Raw genomic sequence first — 25,457 nt, 5'->3', positions numbered from 1 at the left:
TAATGGGCGCGGTGTGACTGACATCACCAGCCTATCGGGCGCCCGGTAGTGATGCAATACCTTCTTTCGCGCGACACAAGGATCCGCTACCAGACGTCAGCTTCGTAAGACCGGACCGGCGCCCGTTCCGGGCGCAAAGGGGAATCACTGCAAGGGAAGTGGGGTTACAAGAGAATTGGGATCTGTGCAGCCGATGACGCGTGGCACCGAGGGGGGAACACGATGTGGGTGCACGCTGATAGAATTACCTAACAATCGCTTGACCAGTTGGAGGCGTGAGAGCATGACAGACCGCTCATCGGAGACCGCAGAGCGAGTACTGCTGGAAGCAGCGGCCCTGTTCCGTGAAAAGGGCTTTGCCTCGGCGTCGACGCGTGAGCTCGCGGACCGCCTCGGTATGCGCGGAGCGTCGCTCTATTACCATTTCAAAAACAAGGAAGACCTGCTGTACCGGGTCTGTGTGCGGAGCATGACCACGGTGCGCACACGGGTGGACGAGGTGCTCGATCCCCGCCTCCCGGTCAGGGAGCGTCTGCGTGCCATGGTCGGCCGCCACGTAATCACCCTGCTCGAGCAGCGCGACCTGCATACCCCGATGTTGACGCAGCTCGCGGAGCTCACCCCCGTGTGGCGCGACGACATCCTCAGGAGGCGCCGCGAATACGAGCAGCTCTTCACCGATCAGATCGTGCTCGGACAACGCGAAGGCGTGATCCGCACGGACCTCACTGCGGAGTTGTTGACGCTCTCGTTGTTCAACCTGCTGAACTGGACCGTCTTCTGGTACAACCCGGAAAAGGATCAGACGCCACAGGAGCTCGCAGACATGTTCGTCAGCGTCTTCTTCGACGGAGCCGGCAGCGCGCCGTCCTGACCCGTCCTAGGCCAACTTGCCCGGAGACGAGACGAGAGTCGTGGAGCGCTCCGAAAGAGCTGCAATTCATCGCGGGCCGTCGCCGATTTCGGCCGTCTCCTCGCGCAGGGCACTGCGTCGAAGCTTGCCGGTTTCCGTCTTCGGCAGATCATTGACGATATGCACCGCTCGGGGGCACTTGTAGGCAGCGAGGCGCTCGCGGGTGAACTCAATGATTTCGTCCGCGGTCGTCGAGGTTCCGGCTTTCAGGGACACGTAGGCTACGACCGTCTCCCCGCGGTAGTCGTCCGGCACGCCGACGACCGCGCTCTCGTGTACGGCCGGGTGTTCGTACAGGACGTCCTCGATTTCACGCGGCCAGACCTTGTAGCCCGACGTGTTGATCTGGTCCTTGATGCGGTCCACCAAGAAGATCCAGCCGTCCGCGTCCCTGATCGCGCCGTCGCCGGTGCGTAGTCTGCCGCCCGGCATGGTCGCGGCCGTGGCGTCGGGTTTGTTCCAGTAGCCGGGGACGACCTGCGGTCCGCTGAGCTCGAGTTCGCCCTGCTCACCAGGGGCGAGAGCACGACCGTCCGTGTCCACCACGCCGACGGTGAGTCCCGGTAGCGGGACGCCGATCGAGAGTGTGCCGCTGGGTTTATGGATTGGTGCCCTCGCGCCCAAGGGAACTGCGATGACGGCGGACGATGTCTCGGTCATGCCGTAGACGTTGTGGATGTAGAGCCCGAACCGGTCCTCGAATCGCTCGAGTGCGGCCGGCGCGATCGGAGCGCCGCCGGAGTACAACGCCTTCATCGTGGCGAAATGGTGTCGGTTCGCGTGCGGCAACTGGTAGATGGCGTTGAACGCGGTGATGGAACCGATCGTGAACGTCACGCCGTGCTCGACGAACGCGTCGAGCGCCACCTCGGGATGAAACCGGTTCGCCAGCACCAGGGTGACATCGTGCAGCAGCGCGATCGTCGCGTTGATGACAGCGCCCGTGATGTGGAACAGCGGTGCCATCGCGAACACGGCATCGCCGGCTTGCAGGTCCACCCAGGTCGCATAACTGCTGGTGACCGCGAGGACGTTGCCGTGAGTGCTCATCGCCCCCTTCGGGGGCCCGGTGGTGCCGGACGTGTAGGTGAGCAGCGCGATGTCCTCGCTCGTCAGCTCGATCTCCCGGGGCCGGGACCCCCGGAAACGTTCGATCAGTTCGCGGAGGTCTCCCGCGCTCGCGCTGGACGACGACACCGCCTCCCCGTCCGGGAAGACGCGAGGATCGTTGCGGGTCTGGTAGTCGGTGGGCGAGGTGCCCATCACCCACCGCACCCCGGTGCCCTCGACCGCGGCCGCCACCGCTGCTACGTCGTCGTGCGCACACACCACGCCGACGGCGCCCGAGTCGTCGACCAGCTTCAACAGCTCGTCGCGGCGATACATCGGGTTCAGGACGACCGGCGTCGCGCCGATCTTCCACAACGCCAGGAAAGCGAGCACACTCTGCGGAAGGTTCTGCAGACGTACGCCCACCCGGTCGCCCCGGCGGGTGCCGAGCGACTCGAACGCAGCCGCCAGGGCATCGGACTCCTCATCGAGCTGCCTCGCCGTCAGTGCGCCGTCGAAGTAGACGAGCGCGCGGGCGTCGGGATCCCGTTCGACTCGAGCACGCCAGGCGCTCACCAACGATCCGTTCTGTGCCTGCATCGTTCACGGTCTCCTCGGGTGGGGCGGACACCCGCCCCTCGTTACTTGTCTTCTGAATGCGCCTAGTACGAGGCTTCAGGACACGCGGACGAGGTCGGGCACGACCTCCGCGAGCCGGTCCTGCACCAAGAGGTCCCACGAAGTGTGCCGCGTGACCGGTGACTCGGCGCCCTTCCTGGCCGGCAGGGCCACCACCGCCCGGCCGGGAATGATGTCCGTCCCGCGTTGGCTCACACCGCGCGTCTCGATCTCGACGACGTGGTCGCCGTCGGCGTCGACGAACTTGGCGGTGATCCGCCCGCCCAGGGTGAGCACATCGCCGAAGTAGTTGAATCCTCGGTAGGAGGCGTCACAAGCCTTGACGAACCCCTGATCGCCGGACCAGTCGGTCAAGAGCTGGAACAGCCAGTGGTGGCGTTGCAGCCCGACGTCGTAGGGGGCTGGCACGCCAGCCGCCTTCGCGGCATCGATGCTGTCGTGCACCCGCGCGTTGGGTTCGAGCGCGCCGCTGAAAGCGTTGCGGTACGCCCACTTCGGATGCTTGTGATAGTGGTGCAGGGCCAGCTCGTGAGCCGGGGTGTACGCCGGTTGACTTCCCGTGTACCAGGCGATCATGTCCGTCTGGGTCAGCGGGCCCTTGACGAGCGGATCGAGCTCGTCGCCGACGTTGACGTCATCCCAGTAGCGTGACTCGGCGCCCCGTGGCACACGGTTGCGCTGGGCCTCCTCCACCGGCTCGAGCTCCTCCGGGGTCCACAATCGCGGCTCGGTCGAACCGAGCTTGTTCCTGGACTTGGTCTTGTCGCGTTCGACCCTGATCGACCATCCCGTCGCCTCGGCGATGGCCTGACCTTCGGTGTTGCCGTACAGGGTGGAGAAGTACACGTACACCGACCGGCCGCCCAGGCGGCCTTCCTTCTCGACGACGTCGGAGATCCATGTGGTGGTGGTGATCTGATCGCCGACGAAGAGCGGACGCCAGATCTTCCAACGGCATCCCGAATAGAAACCGTGCACACCCGGCAGCCCGACGAGCACCAGCGTGGGATGGATGGTGTACAGGAAGCTCGGCGGTGCGGTGGGAGCGCCGTACACCGTCGACGACGCGTATACGGGATCGAGCCACAGCGGATTGCCGTCGCCGACGCCCCAGGCGAAGTGCCGGACCGTGTCGCGCGCGACCTCGGTGTTGAAGCGGTAGGGAACCCGCATCTCGTGATTGATGAGGCCGCGCAGGTGGGCGACGCCCTCGTCGGTGATCTTGCCCTTCGCCAGGGCGGTCGACTGCGCCACCCCGGGCTTGGTCTTGATGTCCTCCACTTTCAATTCCACGGTATTGCCCACACTTTCGATCGGTTACTTGATGGCCACAGGATTGACGGGAGAGCCGAGCCCGTTGACGAACGGCAACGGTTGCCCGACGAACTGGAAGGTGTAGCAGCCGTCGGCGGCACATGCCTCGGCAAGTGCCTCGAGGTTGAACATCTCGCCCAGCGGCATTCCCATGTCGCGCAGGCACAGCATGTGCAGGGGCATCTCGACGTCCGGATTCTCGAATGGCATGACTTCGACCGCGTTGTTGTCGGCTGCAACCGCGGCGAGATCGTGTTCGCGCATCCAGGCGACGGTGTCGGTGCCCAAGCCCGGCGGACTCCACTTGAAAGCCTCGCGGTCGCAGTCCTCGAGGAATGTCAACAGGTGGCCAGTCCGCACGAGCAGGATGTCACCGGCCTCGAGCTCAACCCGGGATCGCTCGAGCGCCTGCTCGAGCATCGCGGCCGTGACCACGGTCGACGGTGCGAGGCGCTCCACCCCCAGAGTTCGGGGCAGGTCGAGCAGGACCCCGCGACTGACGAAGGGTCTTTTCGCCAGCTGATCCACGCCGCTGCGTGCGGCGCCAGCCCAGTTCACGAATTCCTCGGCGGGAACCCCGTTGTAGAGCAGGCCGTCGTAGTAGACATGGGCCAGGCTGTCCCACTGCGTGGCAGCCTGAAGGTTCATGACGACAACGTCATCAGAGATCCGTGGCCCACGCTGATGCGAGCTGGGCTGGAACGGCCGGCCGATCATCGCCATGTAGTGGAGCGGGTTCACACGACCATAGGCGCCCGTCTGCGGTCCATCGGCGGTGAAGTCTATCGACAAGGGAAAAGCTTGGCCCGTGCGGATGGACTCTGCGCCGCGTCGAATTGCCGCCGGCGTGATGAGGTTCAGGGTTCCCACCTGGTCGTCGTCGCCCCATCGACCCCAGTTGCTGACCTTGTTGGCTATCCGCCTCAGCGGTGCGTACGGATCCTCCATCACGATCTCCCTAGCGAATACGGGGCAGGACCTTGGTGGCGAACAGGTCGAGCTGCTTGCGAGCAACGTCGAACGAGCTCTGGCCCTGGGCGAAGAAGTTCCAGCACAGCCAGTCGAGCTCACCCGTACCGTAGACCGTGCCCAGGTCGACCAGCTTGCGCACGACCTGGTCCGGTGTCCCGACGATGGCGAATCCCAGGTCGATCTGGCGTTGGGTCGTCGCCTCGACGTTGGGGAAATGGACGGGCTTGTTCGGATCGTCGGCGGAGGACCGGAACATCTCGGCGAACCCGAAGGCATGGAAGTAGTGGTGGTACTCGTATCCCGTTGTTTGGCAGGCAATGTCGAACGCCTCTTCGTACGTGTCGCCGACGACGATCGACCGGACGGCGCCGATGCGCTTGCCGATCGGCAGGTCGTGGCCGTGCTTGGCGGCCTCGGCCTGGTAGGTCTTGGCCTGCTCGGTGAACTTCTTCGGATCGGGCGCCAACATGAACGCCGTGAAACCCTTCCGGGCCGCGTTGAGCAGGGTGGCCGGCGACCCGGTCACCGGCAGGCACACCTCCGGGTACGGGCTCTGGAACGGCCGCGGAACCACACCGATCTTGCGGATGACGTCATGGTCGTCGATCTCGCCCGGAGCACCGTAACGACGCGTCCATTCCGGACCGGCCCAGCCCTCGATCCCGGTGTGCGGGAAGGGCACCTGGAAGTGCTTACCGTCGTAGTCGAATGCATCCTTGGTCCAGGCATTCAGGATGATGTCCAGGGCCTCGTCGAACCGCTCGCGGTTCGCCTGATCATCGTCGAGATGTGCGACCGCGGTCCCGGGCGAGAGCGTCTGGATCCAGCGCTTCTGGTAGCCGCGAGCAAAGGCGACCTTGACGCGTCCCTTCGTCAAATGGTCGAGCAGAGCGATGTCCTCGGCCACACGGATGGGATGGTCGGCCGTGATGACCATCGAGAACGGCATGAAGGCGATGTTCTTCGTCCGTGCGGCAAGGTCCGCATAGAGCAGCGGGGGATTGGGCATCATCTCCCCGCCCTCGGTGTGGAAGTGATGCTCGGTCGTCGAGAAGGCATCGATACCCGCTTCGTCCGCCATGACGGCGATCTGACGCAGCTCGTCGAGCATCATCTGATACCGCTCGGCATTACGGCCGATGGGACGGAGCTCCTCGCGCTCGTCCATCGTCGATGGAATGGTCGGCATGGTGAACAGGTCGATCTTCATGTGCTAGCCCCCTTCAGGGAGTTCCGATACGGATGTTTCATAACAAATGGTCGAACGGTCGTCAGGTTATCGGTCGCTGGGTAGTCAGCGAGGTCACGGTGAGTTGCCCTTCGCACACGACATCTCCCTGCGGGAGGGCGATCCACACCCGTGCCGTGCAAGGGCCCGCGTCGCTCGTCACCTCGCCCCGGACGTGCAGAACGTCCCCGGCCACGGTCGCTCGCCGGCTGATGTAGTCGAACTCCGTGACCCGTCCCCATCCGGATGCCCACGCCTCGCCGAGTCGGAGCAGCCACGATGCGAGTAAGGGGCCCTGCACGAGGACGCCGTCGTAGCCCTCGATGTCGCGGGCGTAGCGCTCGTCGTAGTGGATGCGGTGCGGATTCCACGTCGCGGCCGAGAAGCAGAACAGCTGTACGGGATCGGGTCGGATGTCGAAGCCGTCCAGTTGGGCGCCCGTGACCCACGTCATGTCGGTCATCGCAACAACCTCACGTAGGTCTCCCGCACCAGCAGCGTCGATTCCTGATCGACGAAATCGTTTTGGTACGACACGATGACGAGAGGTCCTGAGCGTCCAGATTTTTCCTCGATGGCGGTGATGGTGGACGACAGTGTGATGACTTGGCCCGCATAGATATCGCCACGGAAGCTGACGGTGGACGCGCCGGCCATGCGGCGGGTCGCCTCGTTCGGAGGCGCGAAGGGCGGCGGCGTTCCGTCGACCCCCAGATTAGTCAAGGCCACAAGGTTCTCGGCATGGAACCGCAGCACCATGTAAAATCCCCGCGGCGCGAGGATGGCGGGATGCCCCGCGCGGCGAGCTTCGGCTCCGTCGAAGTACACCGGGTCGGTCGCACCGATCGCCAACGCGTAGCGTGCGATGTCCGCCTCGGTGACCGTGATCGGCTGATACGACTGGGTGCGACCCACCCAGGTATGCGCGTCGTCGGCGAGTAGAGAAGTGGTCACGAGCCGCCGACCTCCTTCGGATGTGGTTGCCAGACGATCGGCGGGGCAGCCGCGGGGCTCCCGTCAACCTGCCACGTGAAAGGCATACCGATGTGCAACGAGTACAACGGGGCCCGAATGTGTCCGACGAGACGGATACCGATGTCGGGCAACTCGAAGATCCCCACTGCGTAGGGTGTCCGGTCACGGAAATCGGGAAGGCTGGTGCGCCCCACCGTGGTCCAAGTGAACAGGTTGCCCACGCGGGGCAACGTGACCCATTCCGTTCGTGATGATCGGCAGTGGATGCACGCCGCCCGCGGCGGCCACCAATGACGCTCGCAGTCCAGGCAGCGTGGACCTCGCAGTTCGCCGACGGCGAGGCCCTCCTCGTACTCAAGCAAGTCGTGCACAGCCATCACGCACCTCCCTGTCGGTTCGTGCCCTCGAGGATCAGCATCGAACCGTCGCCAAGGCCTCCCCATCCGGTCACGGCGGCCAGCCGCGCGCCGGCGACCTGCCGTGCGCCACCCAATCCACGCAACTGTCGTACGGCCTCGACCACGTGGTTCATTCCCGCCAGATGACCTTCGGAGAGCAGTCCTCCGTGCGGGTTGACCGGCAAGGAACCGTCGAGGCCGATGTGACCGTCGAGGACGAAGTCACCACCCTCGCCCCGGCCGCAGAAACCGGCCTCCTCGAGCTGCTGGATCACCTCGAACGTGAAGCAGTCATAGATCATCGCGACGTCGATATCGCACGGCTCGACTCCGGCCGCCGCAAAGACACGCGGCGCCACCTTGGTCAAGCCTGTTTCGAACACGTCCACCCTATTGGCCAGGTCGTCGGGCGACTGGGCGTGCCCTTCGCCGGATGCACGCAGTGCTACAGGAGACGACGCCGAATCCGCCGCACGGTCGGCGGTCGTCAGGATGACGGCGGCTGCGCCGTCCGTCTCGAGACAACAGTCCAGCAACAGATACGGATCCGCGATGACCGGTGACGCGAGGTACTGCTCCATCGTCAGCGGACGTCCGTGCATCTGGGCTGCAGGGTTCAGCTGCGCGTGAGCACGCATGGTCAGCGCCACGGTGCCCAGTGCCTTTCTGTCCGTGCCGAATTCGTGCATGTGACGGCGACATACCAGCGAGTACCACTGTGCAGGGGTGTCCATTCCGTGCACCTGCTCGAGCGCCGACCGCAGCCGCTGTCCAGCGAGTCCGTGAACACGGTGGGAGATCGGTGTTTCCGAGCGCCCATTCCGGGCCACAAACACCACCACGTACCGTGCTTCACCGGTTTCGAGCGCGATCTGAGCCAGTCGGACACCGGCGGCGTTGCTCGCCCCGCCCATGTGTGGCGTCGCAGTGAACCGCACATCGGGCAACTGGAACATCGAGATGACGTCCTCGGCGCTCGGACCGTCCGGATATGGAACAACCCCATCGATGTCTTGCGGATCGATCCCGGCATCCCGTGCGGCGAGGGTGATCGCCTCGAACGCGAGGCGCGTGGTCGACCGTCCACTGCGGGAGGACAGGTCGGTCTGACCGACGCCCACCACGCATACCGGTGAACGGGGACTCGAGCGGTCACTGATATTGGCCACGGGTCACGCTTTCTGGTGCGACGAGGTTGAATGGGCTGTCAGCTCAGGTCGACGACGACGCAGGTTTCCTTTCCCTCCTTGAGCGAGGAGAAACCGTCGTTGACCTGATCGATCTTCACGACGCTCGAGATGATCTCGTCGATGTGGAATACGCCTTCCTTGTAATACTCGAGCAGGCGCGCCACATCCTTCTGGGCGTCGGACCATCCGAAGTACGATCCGCGGATCGTCTTGGCGCCGCGCAGGACGCCACTGAGTGACGGCATGGAGACCATGACGTCGCGCGGCGCCATGCCGACGATGATGATCTGGCCACCCTTCGCCGTCATCTTGATCGCCTGATCAGTCGTGACCTGCAGACCGATCGCCTCGAACGCCACGTCCACACCATGACCGTTGGTGAGTTTGCGGACCTCGTCGACGACGTCCCGATCGGGACCGGCGAGTACCTCGTCCGTCGCACCGACCTTGGTGGCCAGGGCGAGCTTCGAGGGCAGCAGGTCTACGGCGATGATGCGTTCCGCACCCGCGATGCGGGCACCCTGGATGATGCTCTGGCCGACCGGGCCGCAACCGACCACCACGACTGTGTCACCCTGCTTGATGTCGGCGGTGTTGAGGGCCGACCCGGAGCCGGTGAGGATCGCGCAGCCCACCAGGGACGCGCTCGCCATGTTGACTCCCGGCGCAATCTTCACCAGGGACGTCGGGGTGACGATCAGTTCCTCGGCCAGGGTTCCGATACCGGACATCTGCCACACCGACTCGCCCGACTCCGTCGCGAATCGGGTCGATCCGTCCGGCATCGCCGCGTGCCGCATGATGCTCTGGCCCGAATCGCAGAGGAACGGCTGCGACTTGCTGCAGTACACGCAGTCGCCGCACTGTCCGATGGGCAGCGTGATGACATGGTCACCCTCACGCAGCGAGGTGACACCTGCGCCCACCTCGGTGATGACGCCGGCGCCTTCATGACCGAGGACCATCGGGAACTTCGTCGCGAGACCGTCGCGCTGTGCGGAACTGAGCAACACTCCGCTCTGCACCGAAAGGTCCGAGTGACAGATACCCGACGCCAGGAGACGGACCTTGACCTCTCCGGGACCGGCGTGGGGCAACGTGACTTCCTCGACGGAAAGCGGTTCGTGGAACGCCCTCATCAGAGCAGCTTTGGTCATGAGATCTCCTTCTGTTCAAGTCATCGGCTGGTAAGTAGGGAAAACGTTGGGTGAAGCCGGATTGCGTCGGACGGCTACGCGTGTGCGTCTGTCAACCGGCGTGCACCGGCGAACGCGAGGACCTGCTCGACCATGAGTTCGACATTCGAGGCGCAGCGTTCGTTGACGAGATTGCCGTGGTCGTCCCACAGCCGTTCAGCGGTATTGACGTCCACCGCCAACGGCGTGGGCCATCCCCGCAACGCATGCACGACGGACCTGAGAGCCATCAACGTCGCCATGGCGGCCTGACCACCCTGCGCGGTAACGATGCATCCCACCGCGCGGCCGTCGAGATACGGCCGATCGGCATCACGGAGGTCCTCGATGTAGTCAAGGGCGTTCTTCACCAGCCCGGAGATACCGGCGTGGTAGCCCGGTGAAGCGATGATCACCCCGTCGGCGGCGGCCAGTGCATCGATCAGGTGGACCGCGCCCGAGGAGCGCTTGTCAGCGGTCGGTGAGTACATCGGCAGATCCAGTTCGCGGGCGCCGAAGAGAATGGTTGCCGCGCCCTTACGCTCGGCGGCGTCGAGTGCGAATCGAAGCACACGTTCCGACGATGACTCCGGGCGGTCGGTCCCTCCGATACCCACGATGAGGGGTGTGCGCTCGCCGCTACTCGTACGGTTGGCGACGTGCGTCATCTGCGTCCGTGTCGTGTCCATAGCTCAGCCCACCTGACTACTTGATTCGATATTGCCTGCCATCGCTTCCTCGCCCTGGCGAAGCGCGGCTCGATTGTCCGGATGCGCGATCGCGATCAGCGCGTTCGCTCGCCCCGAGGGTGACAGGCCCCTCAGATCTGCGATGCCGTACTCGGTGACCACGTGCGTAACGAATTCTGCTGGCACTGAGGCAACTTGAGCCCGTGCCACGATGCGGTGGGATGGCACCGCGAACACGCAGGTCCCGGCGTGCGACGCGCCCGCCACGAAGTCCAGCAGCCCGCCCGACGGCCGAATGCGATCCCCAAGTCTCGTCACGTTGACAGCTCCGAAGATGTCGACCTCCAACGCAGAGTTGATCGCGAAGAAGTTGTCGAGCGTCGCCAAGTGGGCCGGGCCGTGGCTGTGGTCCGAGGCGACCATTCGGAGTCGGTCGTTGCGATGCGCCCACCGGTACAGCGCGGGCGAGCCGAACACCATCGTGCCGACAACGCTCGCACCGCTTCCACACCCGAGCCTTCGCGACACGACCCCCGCCTCCACCAGGTCCATGACCCAGTCGGTGACGAGACCCGAGTGCACCGCCAGGTTTCGCCGACCGGCCTGCACCAGCGCATCGGAGACCTGGCTGAGTGCGGCACCGACACCGATCTCGACGGTCGCCCCGTCCGGGATGAGCGAGGCGATGAGCTGCCCGATCCGCGCGTACCGCCCGTCCTTGTGCGGCAGCGGCCGGGTGGCGAGCGTGTAGGACGACTCCACGACCAGGTCGGCGTCCTTCGCCGACCACCGCACGTCGCTCGGTATCTCGGGGAGTGCGTCCACGAACTCGAGCGCACGAGCGCGGGCTGTCTCCATCGCGGAGTCGATGACATCGACGACGACGCCTGGCAGCGGGGCTGCTCGCCGGCAGGCCTGAGCCAGGACCACATCGACCCTCAGTCGGCCGGTCCGGATCCAGGACGACAACTGCCCTAGCGAGGCCACCATAAGATCGGCATCACCGGTGTCGATGAGCTCCTGCGCCCGCGGTCCCGGCGAGGGGGTCCTCAGGCGCACCCCGTCGCGGGACGCGCCCACGACGGCTTCCTGGCTGCCTGTCATCAGCTGGATGATGTTGAGCGGACCGATGTCCTTGCTCGCAGCGACCAGTTCGTCGACGAGCTGCCGGGGCTCGGCCAGTCCGCTACCGACCAGCACCGTGTCGTTCGGACGGAGGAGATCTGCGACGCTGGTCATCGAACCACCTTCTCGGCTTTGAGGTTCTCGATCTCGGCATCGGTGAGTCCGACGATCTCCCGCAGCACCTCATGCGAGTGCTGGCCGAGGAGGGGGGCCGCTTCCTGCGCAGCCCAGGTCTGGTCATTTGCCTTGACAACCGAACCGATTGTCCGGACCTGCCCCAGGGTGGGGTGCTCGAGCTCGACGACCATTGATCGGTCTCGCGCCAGAGTCGAGTCCAGGACCTGGTCCATCGACCACACGGGTGCGACGGGTACTCCCGCCGACGTGAGGGTCCGCACCCAGTGGTCGACCGAGTTGGTGGCGATCGCCGACCGGGTCACATTCTGGAGGGCGTCGGCGTGCGCGTCGCGATCGTCCTGGTTCGTGCAGGACGACGTCCACTCGAGTGCCTCGGGTCCCAGTGCTTTGGCGAGGGCTATCCACTGCTGGTCCGTGCGGGCTTCGAGGGTGATCCACCCGTCGGTCGCCTCGAACGCACCGGATGGCACGCTTCCGGGGACCGAGGACCCGGTCAGCGATGGCTGTGGGGCGCCCGCCAGGGCCTGGTGCCCCTGCTGGGTCATCAGCGCGAGCAAACAGTCGTGCAGGGACATGTCGATCCAGGCGCCCTCACCCGTCACGGCCCGCCGATGCAGAGCGGCGAGCACCGCCACGGCCGAGAAGGTTCCTACACCCAGGTCGCCGACCGCCACACCGCAGCGGACCGGGTGTCGGCCGGGCTCACCGGTGAGCGAAAGCAGCCCGCTCACGGCCTGGCTGACCAGGTCGAACGATGGTTTGCGGGCCATCGGCCCTTCCTGCCCGTATCCCGATATCGAGCACATGATGATGCCAGGCCGGCGCGCCTTGAGGACGTCGTACGACAATCCGAGTCGGTCCATCACGCCCGGCCTGAAGTTCTCGATCACGATGTCGGACTGCTCGACGACCTCGAGCGCGAGCGCGCGACCGCGGTCGGATTTCAGATCGACGGCGACGCTCTTCTTGCCGCGGTTGCAGGCCTGAAAGTAGAGACTCTCGCCCTCGATGATCGGTGGGTTCCTGCGTGTGCCATCACCGACACGCGTCTCCTCGAACTTGACGATGTCGGCACCGAGGTCGGCCAGCAGCATCGTGGCATGGGGTCCCGCCAGGATGCGGGTGAAATCCGCGACTCTGATGCCTTCCAAGGGGCGACGATCCGCACCAGCCATCACTGTTCGGTCCTCTCTCCCGCGAGCGCCCCCACTCGTGTGGGTGCTCCGATCTCCGTCGAGGTGTTCCACGCGTCCAAGGTGGCGACGTCGTTGCTGAGTTCCGTCTTCCTCAGGACATAGCGCGGTTCGAAGGCGGCGCCGTTCTCGAAGGTCATGTGGAACGGGGTGCCGACGGTCCTGCGCGTGCCTTGCTCACCCTCAATGTCGATGGGGGCGACCATGTCCCTGATTCGTGACTGCTCCATCTCCAATGCAGCGAGAACCGAGTTGACCGGTCCGTTGGGCACGTCGCCGGCGTCCAGGAGATCGCGCCATTGCTGCGTGGTCCGCTCACGCATGGTCTCGGCCAAGATCGGGGAGAGAACCGGGCGGTTCTTCATGCGCAGTTCGAACGTGGAGAAGCGTGGGTCCTCCAGAAGTTCCGGATGACCGATCACGTCGCAGTACTTGCGCCAGAACGACTGTGTGAACGGAGCCACAACGATCGATCCGTCCCGGGTCTCGAAGGCGTTGTACGGGTAGATCTCGTGGTGGCCGGTGCCCATGCGGCGAGGCACCTGACCCGTGTGCAGATAGGTGGGTCCCATATAGCTGATGAACGACACCATCGCATCGAAGGCGCTCACACTGAGGCGGGCCGGTCGGTCGGCGAGCAGCGCGGCGAGCACACCAGCGACGGCATGGACGCCGCCGAGCAGACTCGGCAGGGGAAGGCCCATGCGCACCGGCGGTCGGTTGAGCTCACCGGTCGTGTCCATCGCGCTGCTCCGAGCCTGGATCACCAAGTCGGAGGCGACGGAACCCATGTCTGTCGCACCTCCTCCGAAGGGGGACAGATCGCACCACACGCACGGTTCAACTCCGTCGCCGACGTAGTCGTCGCGGCGAACGGCCCACCCCGACTCGGACCCGTTGATCACCGCATCGCTGCGGCCGATCAGACGACGTGCGATGTCCCGGCCGGCCGGCGTGTCCAGATCGAGGCTGACACGCCGCTTGTTCCTGCCCAGTGCCGACAACGTGGCATGTTGAGCGAACTCCCCGCGCTCCACACTGCTCGCAGAGTGATCGGAAATCTCGATGACCTCAGCGCCCAGGTCGCCGAGGAGCATGCCGGCGTACGCGGGCATGACCCCGTGCGCGAACTGGACGACCCGGATGCCCTGGAGTGGAGGTGCTGCGTGATCGATTGTCATGTCAGTCCATCCGTGCCCAGACCGTCTTGACATCGAGGTACTCCTCCATGCCCTCGTGGCCGCTTTCGCGGCCGTAGCCACTGAGTTTCACGCCGCCGAACGGGACTGCGGTGTCCATGACCAGGTAGCAGTTGATCCACACGGTTCCGGCCTGCAGGCGTTTGCTGAGCTGGTATGCCTTGGTGAAGTCGCTGGTCCACACCCCGCCGGCCAGACCGTAGGGGGTGTTGTTTGCTCTCGTGACAAGATCGTCGACGTCGTCGAATCGCAGGATCGAGATCACCGGGCCGAAGATCTCCTCACGGGCGATGCGCATGTCGTCGGTGACGTCGGCGAAGACGGTGGGCTCGACGTAATAGCCGTCAGCGAGCGCACCGTCGGTAAGCCGTTTGCCTCCGTAGACGAGTCGCGCTCCGTCCTCGGAGCCGGCGCCGATGTAGTGCATCACTCGATCCAGCTGCCGCTGCGACACCAACGGTCCGAGCTGGGTGGCGTCGTCGAAGGGATCACCGACCCGAAGCGTCGCCGTGAAATCGCGTACACGCTCGACGAACTCGTCGTAGATCGCAGACTCGACGTAAATCCGTGTGCCTCCTGCGCAGAGTTGGCCGGAGTTGTGGAAGACACCCATGGCCGCACCGACCACGGCACGATCGAGGTTCGCGTCCGCGAAAACCACATCAGGGGACTTACCCCCCAACTCGAGGCTGAGCCGCTTGAGGTTGCCCACCGAAGCGCTCACCATGGCCTGGCCGGTCTGCGGGGAGCCGGTGAGTGCGATCTTGTCGATACCGTGATGCTCGGAGAGCGCCGCACCCGCCGTCGGCCCGCGGCCGGTCACGACATTGACGACACCGGCGGGTACACCGGCTTCCAGGCACAGCTCGGCGAAACGCAGAACCGTCAGCGATGCGTCCTCGGAGGGCTTGATAACGGCGGTGCAGCCGGCTGCGAGCGCCGGGCCGACTTTCCAGCAGGCCGAGCCCAGAGGGCCGTTCCACGGCAACACCATGCCGACGACGCCGACCGGTTCCTTCACCGTGTACGAGAAGTAGGTGCCCCGCACGGAGTTGTCGATCGTGTCGCCGTGCAGGCTCGTCGCCTGCGAGGCCGCCCAGTGCAGGCGTTCGACGTTACGCATGACGGCAGCCCGGGTGCGTTTGAGCGGAGCACCCATCTCCAGGGTTTCGAGTCGGCTCAGCTCATCGCGGTTCTCCTCGAGGAGATCCGCAAGCTTGTTGAGGATGCGCTGGCGTTGGTAGGGCTTGGTGCTTCCCCACTCTCCCTCGAAAGCCCGCCGCGCGGCCCGCACCGCCCTGTCGACGTCCTCTGCGCCGCCGTCGGCGAACTCGCCGATCACCTTCCCCGTCGCAGGATTCTTACACTCGATGTATTCACCCGAGACGGGTTCGACCCACTCACCGTCGATGAACAGCAACTTGGGTTCGCCACCGGCCAGGAAAGCAGGAAGGCGGCCGTGCTGGGAGATCGCATTCATTGTGGTCATGTCACCCGTTCCTGGTGCCCACGGAGACTCTGCTCCGGATTTGTTCTCAATGCTCAATATGTCGAACGTGGGACCGATCATTGCTCGAAAGGGGCTCGATCATCGGTCCCTCCGGTTCAGACTATCAAGCGCCCGATAGGCGGGCAAGGCATTCTGGCTGGGGAAAATCGCACTCGTTGTGGTCATCTCGCCCGTTCCTGATGCCCATCACTCATCCTGATATGCCGAACGCGGGACTGATCATTGCTCGAAAGGGGCTCGATCATCAGTCCCTATGGCTCAGACTATCAAGCGCCCGATAGGCGGACAAGCATCGATTGCTGGTGAAATTGTTTGTGGACAGCATCGTGCAGCTCGCCGCGTCGAGCTGCACACGACCACCCTCAAGGGGCAGAGCGGCAGTGCCACATGGATCGCACCGGCGATCGTCGACATCGTGAGCGAACCATCGGGGTCCGATCAAGGTCGGAGATATACGCCCGCACGTTTGCAGCCCAGGGACGTAAGCCGGGACAGCGGCCAGGCAGTTCGTCAACAACCCGGCATTAACCCGACACACGGACCTGGTCGAACCCGACCATCGGTGTCGCACAATAGATTTCAAACAGTTCACCGCCGCCGAAGGTCTCCGCCGCGTACCTGCGATGCGTCGACCTGACGCTCGAGGTCGTCGGTTTGCCCGCACGTTGAGCGGCATGACCCGTCCCACTCCATTAGGGACGAATACCGCCTCGTCGATTGCATGGCTTGCGAGCCGTGATGAGGGGTTGCCGACGAAGCGCACGGTTCGTCAGGCCGCACTCGCGGTCAGTTACCGGCAAGCGGGGCGTCGACTACTGAACTGTCGACGCCCCAAGAAGCAATGACGTCTCGCCAGTCATACGAATGGTCGGGGCTTGTCGGGATCGGGTTCGGGGTCCGACCGAAGCGCGGAGCCGGCGCAGGCTGGAGGACGCCATCGACTTCGATCAACGTGTCACGGGCTGCGACATGAGAATGGCCCCCGACCTCGGCCAGCGAGAGGACGGGCGTACAGCAGGCGTCGGTGCCGTCGAACAGCACGGTCCATTCATCACGCGTCTTCGTCGCAAACAGATGCGTGAGTTCCGCGTGATAGCGCGGCCAGTTCGCCGGATTCAGCCGTTCGTGGTCCGGCGGGCACTCCACGCCAGCGAGCTTCGCGAACTCTTGGTAGAAGGGCCGCTCCAGCGCCGCGAGAGCCATGAACTCGTCGTCCGCCGTGCGATAGCAGCGGTAGAACGGAGCGCCGCCGTCGAGCAGATTGGCGCCGCGCTGGTCACGCCATCGCCCGGCGTTCTTCAAGCTGAAGAACAAGGTTGACAGAACCGCCGCCCCGTCCAGCATTGCGCAGTCGACGACCTGCCCGCGCCCCGACTTCGCAGCCTCCCAGGTGGCGGCGACTACGCCGAATGCCAAGAGCATTCCGCCGCCGCCGAAGTCACCGACGTAGTTCAGCGGTGGGAGCGGGGCGGCCCCGGGCTCGCCAATCAAGCTCAATGCCCCCGACAGAGCGATGTAGTTGAGGTCATGTCCTGCCGCCTGGGCGAGCGGTCCGTTCTGGCCCCATCCCGTCATCCGGCCGTATACGAGACGCTTATTGCGTGCGAGTACCTGGTCCGGCCCCAGGCCGAGGCGTTCCATGACCCCGGGGCGAAATCCCTCTAGGACAATGTCGGCCTTGTCGGTGACGTCCAGCACTGCGTTGCGAGCGGCTTCGTCCTTCAGGTCCAGTTCCCACGTTGCCCGCGATCGGTTGAGCAGACTGCCCGGCAGCGGATCTGTCGTCGACAAGCTCGCCTTCTTCGCAGGTCGATCGATCCGAAGGACGTCGGCTCCCAGGTCGGCGAGCAACATCGCGCAGAAGGGGCCAGGCCCGATGCTCGCGAACTCAACAACCTTGAGACCGTTGAGCGGTCCGCCACGTCCGCCCGAGGCGGTTGATGACACCATTACGTACTACCTTTCGGTCGTGCGGGCGAGTGCCGCAGTTGGTTTCGTGCGGACCCCGCGATGCGCGCTTTCCATGTCCTCGCGTCGGCGCTGAGGTGCCGCACACCACGTCCCCGGACTGATCCGCCTGGGCGTGAGTCACTTCCGCTGGCCGCATGCCGGTGCGGCTTGCGTACCTTCGAGGAACACGGTGAAGAACGCCTCGGCCAAGTCATCGGCGGCCTGGTCCTTGTTGGGGCTGTACCACAGGATGGTCCAATTCATGAGGTTGAACAACGACAACATGAGCATTTCCGCACTGATGTCGCTGCGAAGCGTTCCGTCGTTCTGGGCTGCAGCGATCTGATCGAGGAAGAGCTGCTCGTATTCGCGGCGACGTCGGAGGATGTCTGCGCGCCATTCCGGGGCGAGTCGCTGCAAGTCGATCGGCGAATGCAGGTCGCGATTGGTCAGAACCGTAACGACGTGGCGATGCGCCATCGCGCGCAGGCGTTCCTTGGCGGGAAGTGCCGGGTCGATTACCTCGTCCACTCGCTCGCGGATCGTGGTCATGCTGCGCACGTAGATCCGGTAGAGAAGCTCTTCCTTGCTCTTGAAGTGGTAGTAAATCGACGCGCCGCGGAGGCCAAGTCGGTCGCCGAGCTCACGGGTGGACGCCGCCGCGAATCCCTTTTCCTGGAACAGTGCTGCCGCTTCGAGCAGCACTCGCTCCGCGGTGCCCGATGGGTCATCTCCCATGCCCCAGCCCCTCCTATTTCAATCGAGCGTTAGGCAAAGCTAGCATGAAATCTGAGGATGGTTCGGCTGGATCGAACTACCTCGGCATGCCGGAAACCTTAGGGCCTTTGGCCGAATAATGCTCTGCAAGAAGATAGTTCGACCAATCCGAAGGCGACTCTTGACCCTGATACGGGACGTTCGCTAGGGTGCATTTCTACCTAGCGCATGATAGGCAGTAGGCGGGTTGAGCCTGGAGCATCAGGAAACTCGGTCGAAGGAACAGGCTGAGGCCGCCTACCTCGGGGGCGCGTCGTGCGGCTCCGGAAGATTGTCGAGGAGTTCCAGGACGCCAACACGTCCAGGGGACAGGAGATTGACGTGGGAATGGAAGATCCGATGGCGGGCCGCTCGCGGGGTCCCCTGAGCGGCGTGCGAGTGGTCGAGGTGGGCGTCTGGCATGCCGGGCCGGGCGCGGGCGCGATCATGGCTGATCTCGGCGCCGAGGTGATCAAGGTGGAATCACTGGGCAGTGATCCCGAGCGTCTCTATGGGGGGTTCGGTCACCTCGATGGCAAGTCGCCGTTGCCCAGGCCGGACTGGAACGTCCTCTTCGAGGTGTCGAACAGGAACAAGCAGGGTATTGCGCTCGATATTTCGACTCAAGAAGGACAGGAAATTCTGCACCGTCTCGTCGAAGGTGCTGATGTATTCCTTACCAATCTCAGAAACGGGACGAAGTCCCGTCTCGGCATCGAATATGACGCGCTTCGAGCGGTCAACTCGAGAATTGTTTATCTCAATGTGTCGGCATTCGGCCCCAAGGGCCCGCTCGCGGATGGTCCGGGCTTCGACACCCTGGGGCAGGCCGTCTCCGGAATGATGTACATGACCGGTTCGGAGGAGCCGGCCGCCTTGTCGATGTTGATCTTGGATCAGTTGACGGCCATCGCGGCGAGTCATGCCGTTATCGCGGCGCTGCTCTCTCGAGAGTTACATGGGGCGGGCCAGGAGGTGCACGCGTCCCTGTACGGCGCCGGAATGTGGCTGCAACATGCGAACTATCTCATCAAGAGCATCGTGAAGGAACCGGTTGATCTGTCCTGGGACCGGCTCGATGCGTCTCCGCTGCGGACAACCTATGTATGCAAAGACGGGAAGTGGATCGTCGGAACAGGGCACCCGCCCGAGCGGTACTGGCCGCAGTTCTGCACTGTCCTGGGCCGACCCGATCTGCTGACCGACGCGAGGTTCGCCACGCGGCAGCAACGACAGGCGGCGAAGTCCGAACTCTTCGCCGAGCTGGATTCGGCATTTCTCCAGCGAAACCGGTCGGAGTGGCTGGAGATCATGAGCCAGAGTGACTTGCCGTTCGCACCCGTCAACGGGCTGGCGGAAGTCCTGGTAGATCCTCAGGCGATCGAGAACGGGTACGTGCAGGAGTTCGAGCATCCCTATCTAGGCAGCATCAAGGTTCCCGGATATCCGGTGAGCTTCGGTGGGCATGTTCCCGCATTGCAGAGCAGGGCGCCCGAGCTCGGCGAGCACACGCGGCCCATCCTGGAGAGCCTCGGTTACGACGCGCAAACGATCGACCTGCTCCACAAGAAGAGAGTCGTGAAGCTGTTCGACGCCGATCAGGCCGATTGAGGAGTGTTGGGGTGGCCATCCGCTACGAGAAGGAAGATCATGTCGTCACGATCATGATCGACCGGTACGACAAGCGAAATGCACTGGATGTTGAGCACAGTCAAGGACTCATTGCCGCATGGAAGGCATTCGACGCCGATCCGGATGCATGGGTCGCCATTGTCACCGGGGTGCAGGACGCCTTCTGTGCCGGCGGTGACCTCGCGGTGATGGGCCGTATCGCCGAGGAGCTCCGGACTACCGGTGCGTCGCCCACGCGCGACGCGCTGCGAGACCCCGACGGTGGCTCGCCCACACTGAAGGGGATCGACATCTACAAGCCGATCATCGCCGCAGTGAACGGGCTGTGCATCGCTGGTGGTATGGAATTGCTGGGCGGAACGGATATTCGTATTGCCAGTTCATCGGCGTATTTCCAGATTGCCGAACCGCGCCGCGGATTGATCGCGGGTGGTGGGACGACCTCCAGACTTCCCCGCCAGTTGACCTGGCCCGCCGCGATGGAGCTCCTCCTGTTGGCCAATCGGGTGGATGCGGAGCGTGCAGAAACCCTAGGTCTGGTGAACCTGGTCGTCCCCCCTGAGGATCTCATGGATACCGCCCGGCGGATCGCACAAGAGATCACTCGCAGTGCACCGCTTGCGATCCAAGGCACGAAGAAGAGTGCTCTCCTCGGACTCCAGGCAGGGAGTCTCGCAGAGGCGTTCGCCATCGAGGACCAGGTCTACGGCGAGGTGTTCGCCACGCGCGATGCGACCGAAGGAACTGCAGCCTTTCTCGAGAAGCGAGAGCCGACGTGGAAGGGCAACTGATCCCGAAGGGATATGGCAGGGTGGAGGAACCTGCTGAGCACTTGCGAGGTCCGCGGCCTCTCAATGAATGCAGGGTGGTGATTGTCGGAGGCACCTCAGGTGTCGGGCTGGCCTCGGCACGTCTCCTTGCCCGTCAAGGTGTGGGGAGCCTGGTATTGGTTGGCCGAGACGCGGAGCGGGGAAAGGCTGCTGCCGCCTCGGTCGAGGCGAGTGGATCACCGGCGCGGTTTGTTGCCGGCGATGCCGGTGACGGTGACGGGTGTGCTCGTATCGTCGAGTCCGCTGCCGAACACCTGGGTGGCATCGACGCCATGGTGTGTTCGGTTGCGCAGGGCGGTAGCACAGATGTGCTGCACCGGATGGCGGTTGCCGACATCGTAGCGATGCTGAACTCGGTCGCATTGCCGCCCCTCTTGTTGACCCGTGCGGTCCTACCGCTCATGCGCGAGCAACGTAGCGGGTCGATCGTCAATATCGCGTCCGATGCCGCGAAAACCGCCACCCCTGGCGAGGCGGTCGTAGGCGCAGCGATGGCAGCCATCGTGATGTTCTCGCGCGCAGTCGCTCTGGAGGCGAAGCGGTACGGGGTCCGGATCAACGTCCTCACCCCTTCCCTAATCTCCGGGACACGGGTAGCGGAGCGGATCTTTGCGGACGAGTTCGGGTCGCACCTTTTCGACAAAGTGCGCCGGAAGGCCGGCCTCGGTGTGCCGGATGCTGATGACCTCGCCGAGTTGGTTGCGTTTCTTGTCGGCCCGGGTGCCGCCAAGATCACCGGCCAAGCCATCAGCGTCAACGGCGGCGTTAGCGCCGCATGATCCCAAACTACCTGCGAAAAAACAACATTCGCTGCGATTGATCCTGAAACCGGCACCATGCGGTCCGGGCCAGACATGAAAGAGTCGATAACGATGATCGGAAACTTGCTGAGCGACAGCGTCGATACCGAGCGGATGGCTGCAGTGCGCGACGCCACCCGGGAGGTGACGTCGCGGTGGGACCGAAAGTACTACTTGGGGTGCATTGAGGATGGCCGGGTTCCCGCGGAGCTTCTCGAGGGCTTGGCCGACTCGGGCCTGCTCGGTGTAGGGCTCGCCGAGGACCTCGGCGGTAGCGGTGGAGGGATTTCGGAGGAGGTAGTGCTCAAGGAGACCCTGTCCCTGGCGGGACTGCCGCTGCCCTACCTGATCGTCCCGAACTTCTGTCGCCGCGTGGTGGCGAAGTTCGGCACACCTGAGCAGCGTAAGAGCTTCATCCCCGGCACCCTCACAGGGACCTCGATCACCTGCTTCGGACTGACCGAGGCCGAGTCGGGGACGAACGCGTTCGCGATGCGCACCCGGGCGGAGGCCGTGTCCGACGGCTGGCTTGTCAACGGCCAGAAGATCTACATATCCGGCGCCGGGGACGCATCCAGAATGCTGCTCGTGGCGAGAACCGGAACGACCGACAGCGGGCGCGCCCGACTCTCACTGTTCATCCTTGACCTGCCGCGAAACGGGGTGACAATGACCCCGATGCGGACCAGCGCCACCCTGCCCGAGCGGCAGTACGTCGTCAGCTTCGACGACGTACTTCTCCCGCCCGACGCTCTCGTCGGAGAGGAAGGCCAAGGGGATCGCAGCATGTTCTTCGCACTGAACCCGGAGCGAATCCTCGGCGCTGCCGGCTCGGTCGGGTTGGGCATGCACCTGTTGAACCGAGGTGCCGAGTTCGTGAAGGTGCGGGCGCCGTTCGGCAGGCCCACCGGGAGCTATCAGGCGGTTCAACACCCGATGGCGCGCGCGTACCTGCAGTTGCAGGCTGCTCGGAACCTGATCTACCAGGCGGCTGCGGATTTCGACCGCGGGCGAAACCTGGGCACCGCTGCAAACGCTGCGAAGTTCCTGGCCTCGGAGGCCGCCTACGATGCATACGAGGCAACCTTTCAGTCCTTCGGCGGCGCAGCCTTCGACCGAGACTCCGACATCCTCCCGTTCTATGAGCTTGCCCGACTGCAGAGGGTCGCGCCTATCAACAACGAGACGGTGCTCAACTTCATCGCCGAGAAGGCACTGGGCCTCCCGCGCAGCGATAGATGAGCCGCCTCCATGGCTCCAACCGCTCCACCGAGGGAAGGTCGATCCTCCAGGTGTCGGACAGTGCCACGAAAGGAAGGAAGTAGCCAATTGGCGCACCACCCCTACGAGAACGTCGTCATCGCCGGTGCCTACAACACCCGGCAGGCGCGCACCCTGCCGGGTGAAACGTCATCGTCTATTTCGCTCGAGGCCGCCTTGGGCGTGCTGGACGAGACCGGCATCCGGGTTGACGAGGTCGATGGCGTGTTCGGGGCGATGTGTGGCGAGGTCGTCTACGGACTCGGTCTCAACAGCTCGATGACGAGCGGACTCGACAATGTCGGCATCCCAGCCGTAGTCGAGGCTGTGCACGCGATCGCGTCGGGCATGTGTACCACGGCACTCGTGGTGGCCGGCGTTGCGGGCGCCTACAGCGATCGGGGCTCGACCGCCCCATGGACCAGACCAGCGAACGAATGGGTGGTGCCGTTCGGGCTCTACACGGCGGCCGAGTTCGCCCTCGTGGCCCGTCGGCACATGCACGTTCACGGAACAACCCCTGAGCAGCTGGCCACGGTGGCCGCAACCATCCGGAACAACGGCAGCATCAACCCACAGGCCGTCTACCACGGACGAGGACCGTATTCGCCTCGGGACATCCTCGACTCGAGGATGGTGGCGGACCCGTTCCACCTGTTGGACTGCGCGATGACATCGGAGGGAGGTTGCGCGCTGGTTCTGACGACGCCAGCACGTGCGAAGGATCTCGAATTGCGCCCGATCCGGGTTCTCGGTGCCGGGGCCGACCGCCTGGGGCCGGCTTACCAGCACCCGCCGAGCTTTGACCTGACAGGTTCCCGGTCTGCCGGAGCCCCGAACGGGTTAGTGGGTCAGCGGGCCGCACGCATCGCCTTCACCACCGCCGGGCTTGCACCGAAGGACGTCGACGTCTGTGAGTTCTACGATCCTTTCTCCTTCGAGATCATTCGCCAGTTCGAGGCCTTCGGATTCTGCTCGGAGGGGGAGGGGGGCGACTTCGTCATGGATGGCCGGATCGAGCCGGACGGCGAATACCCGATCACGACCGACGGCGGGCTGATGTCCTTCAGCCACGCAGGCCGACCCCAACTTCTTCAGCGTGTCGCCCGCGGTGTGCACCAGCTGCAAGGGCGTTGCACCACCAACCAGATTGCCGGCGCCGAGGTCGCCCTGTGCTCGAACGGGGGATCCGGAGCGCTCTATTCCGACGTGATCCTCCTCGGAACGGAGTTGTGACAATGACCCTGCGACCGCAGCGCGGATCGATCCCGCTGGCAACGCCGAACGCACTTTCACAGATCTTCTGGGAGGGCTGCCGCCGCGGCGAGCTTCTCTATCAGGCGTTCGATGACTCATCGACACCCCAGTTCAGTCCCACCCACCGAAGCCGAGTGTCCGGGAGCCGTGAGTTCACTTGGAAGACCAGCCGCGGCAGCGGCATCGTCTACAGCTACACCGTCGTGTGGAGACCGCAGACACCGGCGTTCGAGGTGCCCTACGTGGTGGCGATCGTGGAGCTGGACGAGGGTTACCACATGATCAGCAACATCATTGGATGCGAGCCCGATGACGTGCACGTTGGACAGCGTGTCCAGGTGGAGTTTCACGTCGTGGACGACGACGTCGCACTCCCGTACTTCCGTCCTGCGGACGAGGCGGTCACGGCCTGACCGGACTTCTGCAGCTAGGGCGTGTTTCGAAAGTGTCGACCCCCGAGGAGGATTGATGCGGATTCCGCTGTGGATCGGCGGCCCGGCTGTGATTGCACTGTCAGCTGTCGATGCGGCAATAGAGGTCCAGACTTGAGCGGTGAGTGCGCTGACGCGGTCCGTGATCCGCGGGATGGCCACTGCTATTCCGGATCGGCTGTCTGCTTCGACACGGGCAATCTCCCAGCTCGTGTGGCTTTCTCACGAAGGAGTACTGATGGACTACATCGAGGAGGTGTAGGCGAGTGCGGCGAGCACGGCCCGCGGATCGACGCCGGTGACCGGTCTGTCTGCCGCTTACCGAGTGGACACGGTGGACGACATCGGCCGAACCCCGACGACGGCTGGGGACAAGACCAGTGCCGGGGCGGGATGTGATGCGCATGGCCAGATCTGGCCTCTGCGGGCGAATCATCCGCCGGGCAGACCCCCTTGCCCGCTGATCAGAAGGACCGTCACTGCTAGGAGCAGGATCGCATGAACCCACACGAGCAAGAACTGCTCGATTTCGCACAACGTTGGGAGCCCTTCGGAGGTCCGAGCGCCGCCGACATCCTCGTCGAATTCGGGATGACACCCACCAGGTTCTCCGAGCGGCTCGAGGAGCTGCAGCGGTTTCGGTGCCGCCGGTCGATCACCCAATGAATGCCGGAGACCTCACTCGTTCAGCGGCACCGACACGCCCGTACCGGGTCGATGTTCGAGGTCACCACATTTGAAACAGGGCCTAGCGAGCTTGGTCGCTAGCGAGCTTGGTCGCTAGGAAACCAAGAGTTGGCTTGAGTTTCAGGCTGCTGTGGGCAGCAGCCTGA

The 25,457-nt window shown here is 64.3% G+C and carries 23 protein-coding genes; 7 read left to right on the top strand and 16 right to left on the bottom strand.

Annotated features, from left to right (window positions below):
- Positions 1 to 283 precede the first annotated feature (283 nt).
- Entirely contained in the window at positions 284 to 874 is a 591-nt protein-coding gene (locus ABD951_RS28445; RefSeq protein WP_345353615.1) for a TetR/AcrR family transcriptional regulator, read from the top strand.
- Positions 875 to 940: 66 nt separating this feature from the next.
- Here the strand turns inward: ABD951_RS28445 and ABD951_RS28440 are convergent, their stop codons facing one another.
- From ABD951_RS28440 to ABD951_RS28370, 16 genes are all read right to left on the bottom strand, one after another.
- Complete coding sequence (locus tag ABD951_RS28440; RefSeq protein ID WP_345353613.1) at positions 941 to 2,563, bottom strand: class I adenylate-forming enzyme family protein; 1,623 nt, start codon at positions 2,561 to 2,563, stop codon at positions 941 to 943.
- A 75-nt stretch (positions 2,564 to 2,638) separates the two neighbouring features.
- Complete coding sequence (locus ABD951_RS28435; protein ID WP_345353611.1) at positions 2,639 to 3,895, bottom strand: FAS1-like dehydratase domain-containing protein; 1,257 nt, start codon at positions 3,893 to 3,895, stop codon at positions 2,639 to 2,641.
- Between the two features lie 24 nt (positions 3,896 to 3,919).
- The gene (locus ABD951_RS28430) at positions 3,920 to 4,864 is read right to left on the bottom strand and encodes a cyclase family protein (RefSeq protein WP_345353609.1); all 945 of its coding nucleotides are present in this window, start codon (positions 4,862 to 4,864) and stop codon (positions 3,920 to 3,922) included.
- Between the two features lie 10 nt (positions 4,865 to 4,874).
- Positions 4,875 to 6,098 (bottom strand): LLM class flavin-dependent oxidoreductase, encoded by a 1,224-nt coding sequence (locus ABD951_RS28425; RefSeq protein WP_345353607.1) that lies wholly within the window; start codon positions 6,096 to 6,098, stop codon positions 4,875 to 4,877.
- A 61-nt stretch (positions 6,099 to 6,159) separates the two neighbouring features.
- A complete protein-coding gene (locus tag ABD951_RS28420) occupies positions 6,160 to 6,579 on the bottom strand; it encodes an HTD2 family dehydratase (protein ID WP_425569986.1) in 420 nt (139 codons plus the stop codon).
- Positions 6,576 to 7,070: an FAS1-like dehydratase domain-containing protein gene (locus ABD951_RS28415; protein WP_345353605.1), complete on the bottom strand. Its 495-nt coding sequence runs from the start codon at positions 7,068 to 7,070 to the stop codon at positions 6,576 to 6,578. The genes ABD951_RS28420 and ABD951_RS28415 overlap by 4 nt, the downstream gene beginning before the upstream one ends.
- On the bottom strand, positions 7,067 to 7,468 hold the full coding sequence (locus tag ABD951_RS28800) for a Zn-ribbon domain-containing OB-fold protein (protein ID WP_425569985.1): 402 nt from the start codon (positions 7,466 to 7,468) through the stop codon (positions 7,067 to 7,069). The genes ABD951_RS28415 and ABD951_RS28800 overlap by 4 nt, the downstream gene beginning before the upstream one ends.
- Positions 7,468 to 8,658, bottom strand: a complete 1,191-nt coding sequence (locus ABD951_RS28410) for a thiolase C-terminal domain-containing protein (protein ID WP_345353603.1) — start codon at positions 8,656 to 8,658, stop codon at positions 7,468 to 7,470. The genes ABD951_RS28800 and ABD951_RS28410 overlap by 1 nt, the downstream gene beginning before the upstream one ends.
- A gap of 38 nt (positions 8,659 to 8,696) precedes the next feature.
- Positions 8,697 to 9,836: a zinc-binding dehydrogenase gene (locus ABD951_RS28405; protein ID WP_345353601.1), complete on the bottom strand. Its 1,140-nt coding sequence runs from the start codon at positions 9,834 to 9,836 to the stop codon at positions 8,697 to 8,699.
- Positions 9,837 to 9,910: 74 nt separating this feature from the next.
- On the bottom strand, positions 9,911 to 10,522 hold the full coding sequence (locus ABD951_RS28400) for an NADPH-dependent FMN reductase (protein WP_345353599.1): 612 nt from the start codon (positions 10,520 to 10,522) through the stop codon (positions 9,911 to 9,913).
- Between the two features lie 24 nt (positions 10,523 to 10,546).
- Positions 10,547 to 11,782, bottom strand: coding sequence for an acetyl-CoA hydrolase/transferase C-terminal domain-containing protein (locus ABD951_RS28395; protein WP_345353597.1), 1,236 nt, complete (start codon positions 11,780 to 11,782; stop codon positions 10,547 to 10,549).
- Positions 11,779 to 12,957 carry a CaiB/BaiF CoA transferase family protein gene (locus tag ABD951_RS28390; RefSeq protein ID WP_345353595.1) on the bottom strand — a complete coding sequence of 393 codons (1,179 nt, stop codon included), beginning with the start codon at positions 12,955 to 12,957 and terminating at the stop codon, positions 11,779 to 11,781. The genes ABD951_RS28395 and ABD951_RS28390 overlap by 4 nt, the downstream gene beginning before the upstream one ends.
- 23 nt (positions 12,958 to 12,980) lie before the next feature.
- A complete protein-coding gene (locus ABD951_RS28385; RefSeq protein ID WP_345353593.1) occupies positions 12,981 to 14,180 on the bottom strand; it encodes a CaiB/BaiF CoA transferase family protein in 1,200 nt (399 codons plus the stop codon).
- 1 nt (position 14,181) lies between these two features.
- Entirely contained in the window at positions 14,182 to 15,687 is a 1,506-nt protein-coding gene (locus tag ABD951_RS28380) for an aldehyde dehydrogenase family protein (RefSeq protein WP_345353591.1), read from the bottom strand.
- A gap of 807 nt (positions 15,688 to 16,494) precedes the next feature.
- A complete protein-coding gene (locus ABD951_RS28375; RefSeq protein ID WP_345353589.1) occupies positions 16,495 to 17,658 on the bottom strand; it encodes a CaiB/BaiF CoA transferase family protein in 1,164 nt (387 codons plus the stop codon).
- A gap of 138 nt (positions 17,659 to 17,796) precedes the next feature.
- A complete protein-coding gene (locus tag ABD951_RS28370) occupies positions 17,797 to 18,363 on the bottom strand; it encodes a TetR/AcrR family transcriptional regulator (protein WP_345353587.1) in 567 nt (188 codons plus the stop codon).
- A gap of 399 nt (positions 18,364 to 18,762) precedes the next feature.
- On the opposite strand from ABD951_RS28370, the gene ABD951_RS28365 reads away from it, so the two are divergent.
- From ABD951_RS28365 to ABD951_RS28340, 6 genes are all read left to right on the top strand, one after another.
- Complete coding sequence (locus tag ABD951_RS28365) at positions 18,763 to 20,025, top strand: CaiB/BaiF CoA transferase family protein (protein ID WP_345353627.1); 1,263 nt, start codon at positions 18,763 to 18,765, stop codon at positions 20,023 to 20,025.
- 11 nt (positions 20,026 to 20,036) lie between these two features.
- On the top strand, positions 20,037 to 20,837 hold the full coding sequence (locus tag ABD951_RS28360; protein ID WP_345353585.1) for an enoyl-CoA hydratase/isomerase family protein: 801 nt from the start codon (positions 20,037 to 20,039) through the stop codon (positions 20,835 to 20,837).
- 74 nt (positions 20,838 to 20,911) lie between these two features.
- Complete coding sequence (locus tag ABD951_RS28355) at positions 20,912 to 21,655, top strand: SDR family NAD(P)-dependent oxidoreductase (protein WP_345353583.1); 744 nt, start codon at positions 20,912 to 20,914, stop codon at positions 21,653 to 21,655.
- 75 nt (positions 21,656 to 21,730) lie between these two features.
- A complete protein-coding gene (locus ABD951_RS28350) occupies positions 21,731 to 22,918 on the top strand; it encodes an acyl-CoA dehydrogenase family protein (protein ID WP_345353581.1) in 1,188 nt (395 codons plus the stop codon).
- 87 nt (positions 22,919 to 23,005) lie between these two features.
- A complete protein-coding gene (locus ABD951_RS28345; RefSeq protein WP_345353579.1) occupies positions 23,006 to 24,172 on the top strand; it encodes a thiolase family protein in 1,167 nt (388 codons plus the stop codon).
- Between the two features lie 2 nt (positions 24,173 to 24,174).
- On the top strand, positions 24,175 to 24,606 hold the full coding sequence (locus tag ABD951_RS28340) for a Zn-ribbon domain-containing OB-fold protein (protein WP_345353577.1): 432 nt from the start codon (positions 24,175 to 24,177) through the stop codon (positions 24,604 to 24,606).
- The last annotated feature ends 851 nt before the right edge of the window (positions 24,607 to 25,457 follow it).

The sequence above is a fragment of the Rhodococcus olei genome (genome assembly GCF_039540555.1).
In the GTDB taxonomy this organism is placed as follows: Bacteria; Actinomycetota; Actinomycetes; order Mycobacteriales; family Mycobacteriaceae; genus Rhodococcus_G; species Rhodococcus_G olei.
Note: the sequence above shows the minus strand (reverse complement) of the source record. Positions and strands in the feature narration are given on the sequence as shown.

Coding starts and splice junctions, on each gene's coding strand:
- ABD951_RS28445 (WP_345353615.1), top strand. CDS start 284: ATGACAGACCGCTCATCGGAGACCGCAGAGCGAGTACTGCTGGAAGCA.
- ABD951_RS28440 (WP_345353613.1), bottom strand. CDS start 2,563: ATGCAGGCACAGAACGGATCGTTGGTGAGCGCCTGGCGTGCTCGAGTC.
- ABD951_RS28430 (WP_345353609.1), bottom strand. CDS start 4,864: ATGGAGGATCCGTACGCACCGCTGAGGCGGATAGCCAACAAGGTCAGC.
- ABD951_RS28425 (WP_345353607.1), bottom strand. CDS start 6,098: ATGAAGATCGACCTGTTCACCATGCCGACCATTCCATCGACGATGGAC.
- ABD951_RS28420 (WP_425569986.1), bottom strand. CDS start 6,579: ATGACCGACATGACGTGGGTCACGGGCGCCCAACTGGACGGCTTCGAC.
- ABD951_RS28800 (WP_425569985.1), bottom strand. CDS start 7,468: ATGGCTGTGCACGACTTGCTTGAGTACGAGGAGGGCCTCGCCGTCGGC.
- ABD951_RS28405 (WP_345353601.1), bottom strand. CDS start 9,836: ATGACCAAAGCTGCTCTGATGAGGGCGTTCCACGAACCGCTTTCCGTC.
- ABD951_RS28400 (WP_345353599.1), bottom strand. CDS start 10,522: ATGACGCACGTCGCCAACCGTACGAGTAGCGGCGAGCGCACACCCCTC.
- ABD951_RS28395 (WP_345353597.1), bottom strand. CDS start 11,782: ATGACCAGCGTCGCAGATCTCCTCCGTCCGAACGACACGGTGCTGGTC.
- ABD951_RS28385 (WP_345353593.1), bottom strand. CDS start 14,180: ATGACAATCGATCACGCAGCACCTCCACTCCAGGGCATCCGGGTCGTC.
- ABD951_RS28380 (WP_345353591.1), bottom strand. CDS start 15,687: ATGACCACAATGAATGCGATCTCCCAGCACGGCCGCCTTCCTGCTTTC.
- ABD951_RS28375 (WP_345353589.1), bottom strand. CDS start 17,658: ATGGTGTCATCAACCGCCTCGGGCGGACGTGGCGGACCGCTCAACGGT.
- ABD951_RS28365 (WP_345353627.1), top strand. CDS start 18,763: ATGGAAGATCCGATGGCGGGCCGCTCGCGGGGTCCCCTGAGCGGCGTG.
- ABD951_RS28350 (WP_345353581.1), top strand. CDS start 21,731: ATGAAAGAGTCGATAACGATGATCGGAAACTTGCTGAGCGACAGCGTC.
- ABD951_RS28340 (WP_345353577.1), top strand. CDS start 24,175: ATGACCCTGCGACCGCAGCGCGGATCGATCCCGCTGGCAACGCCGAAC.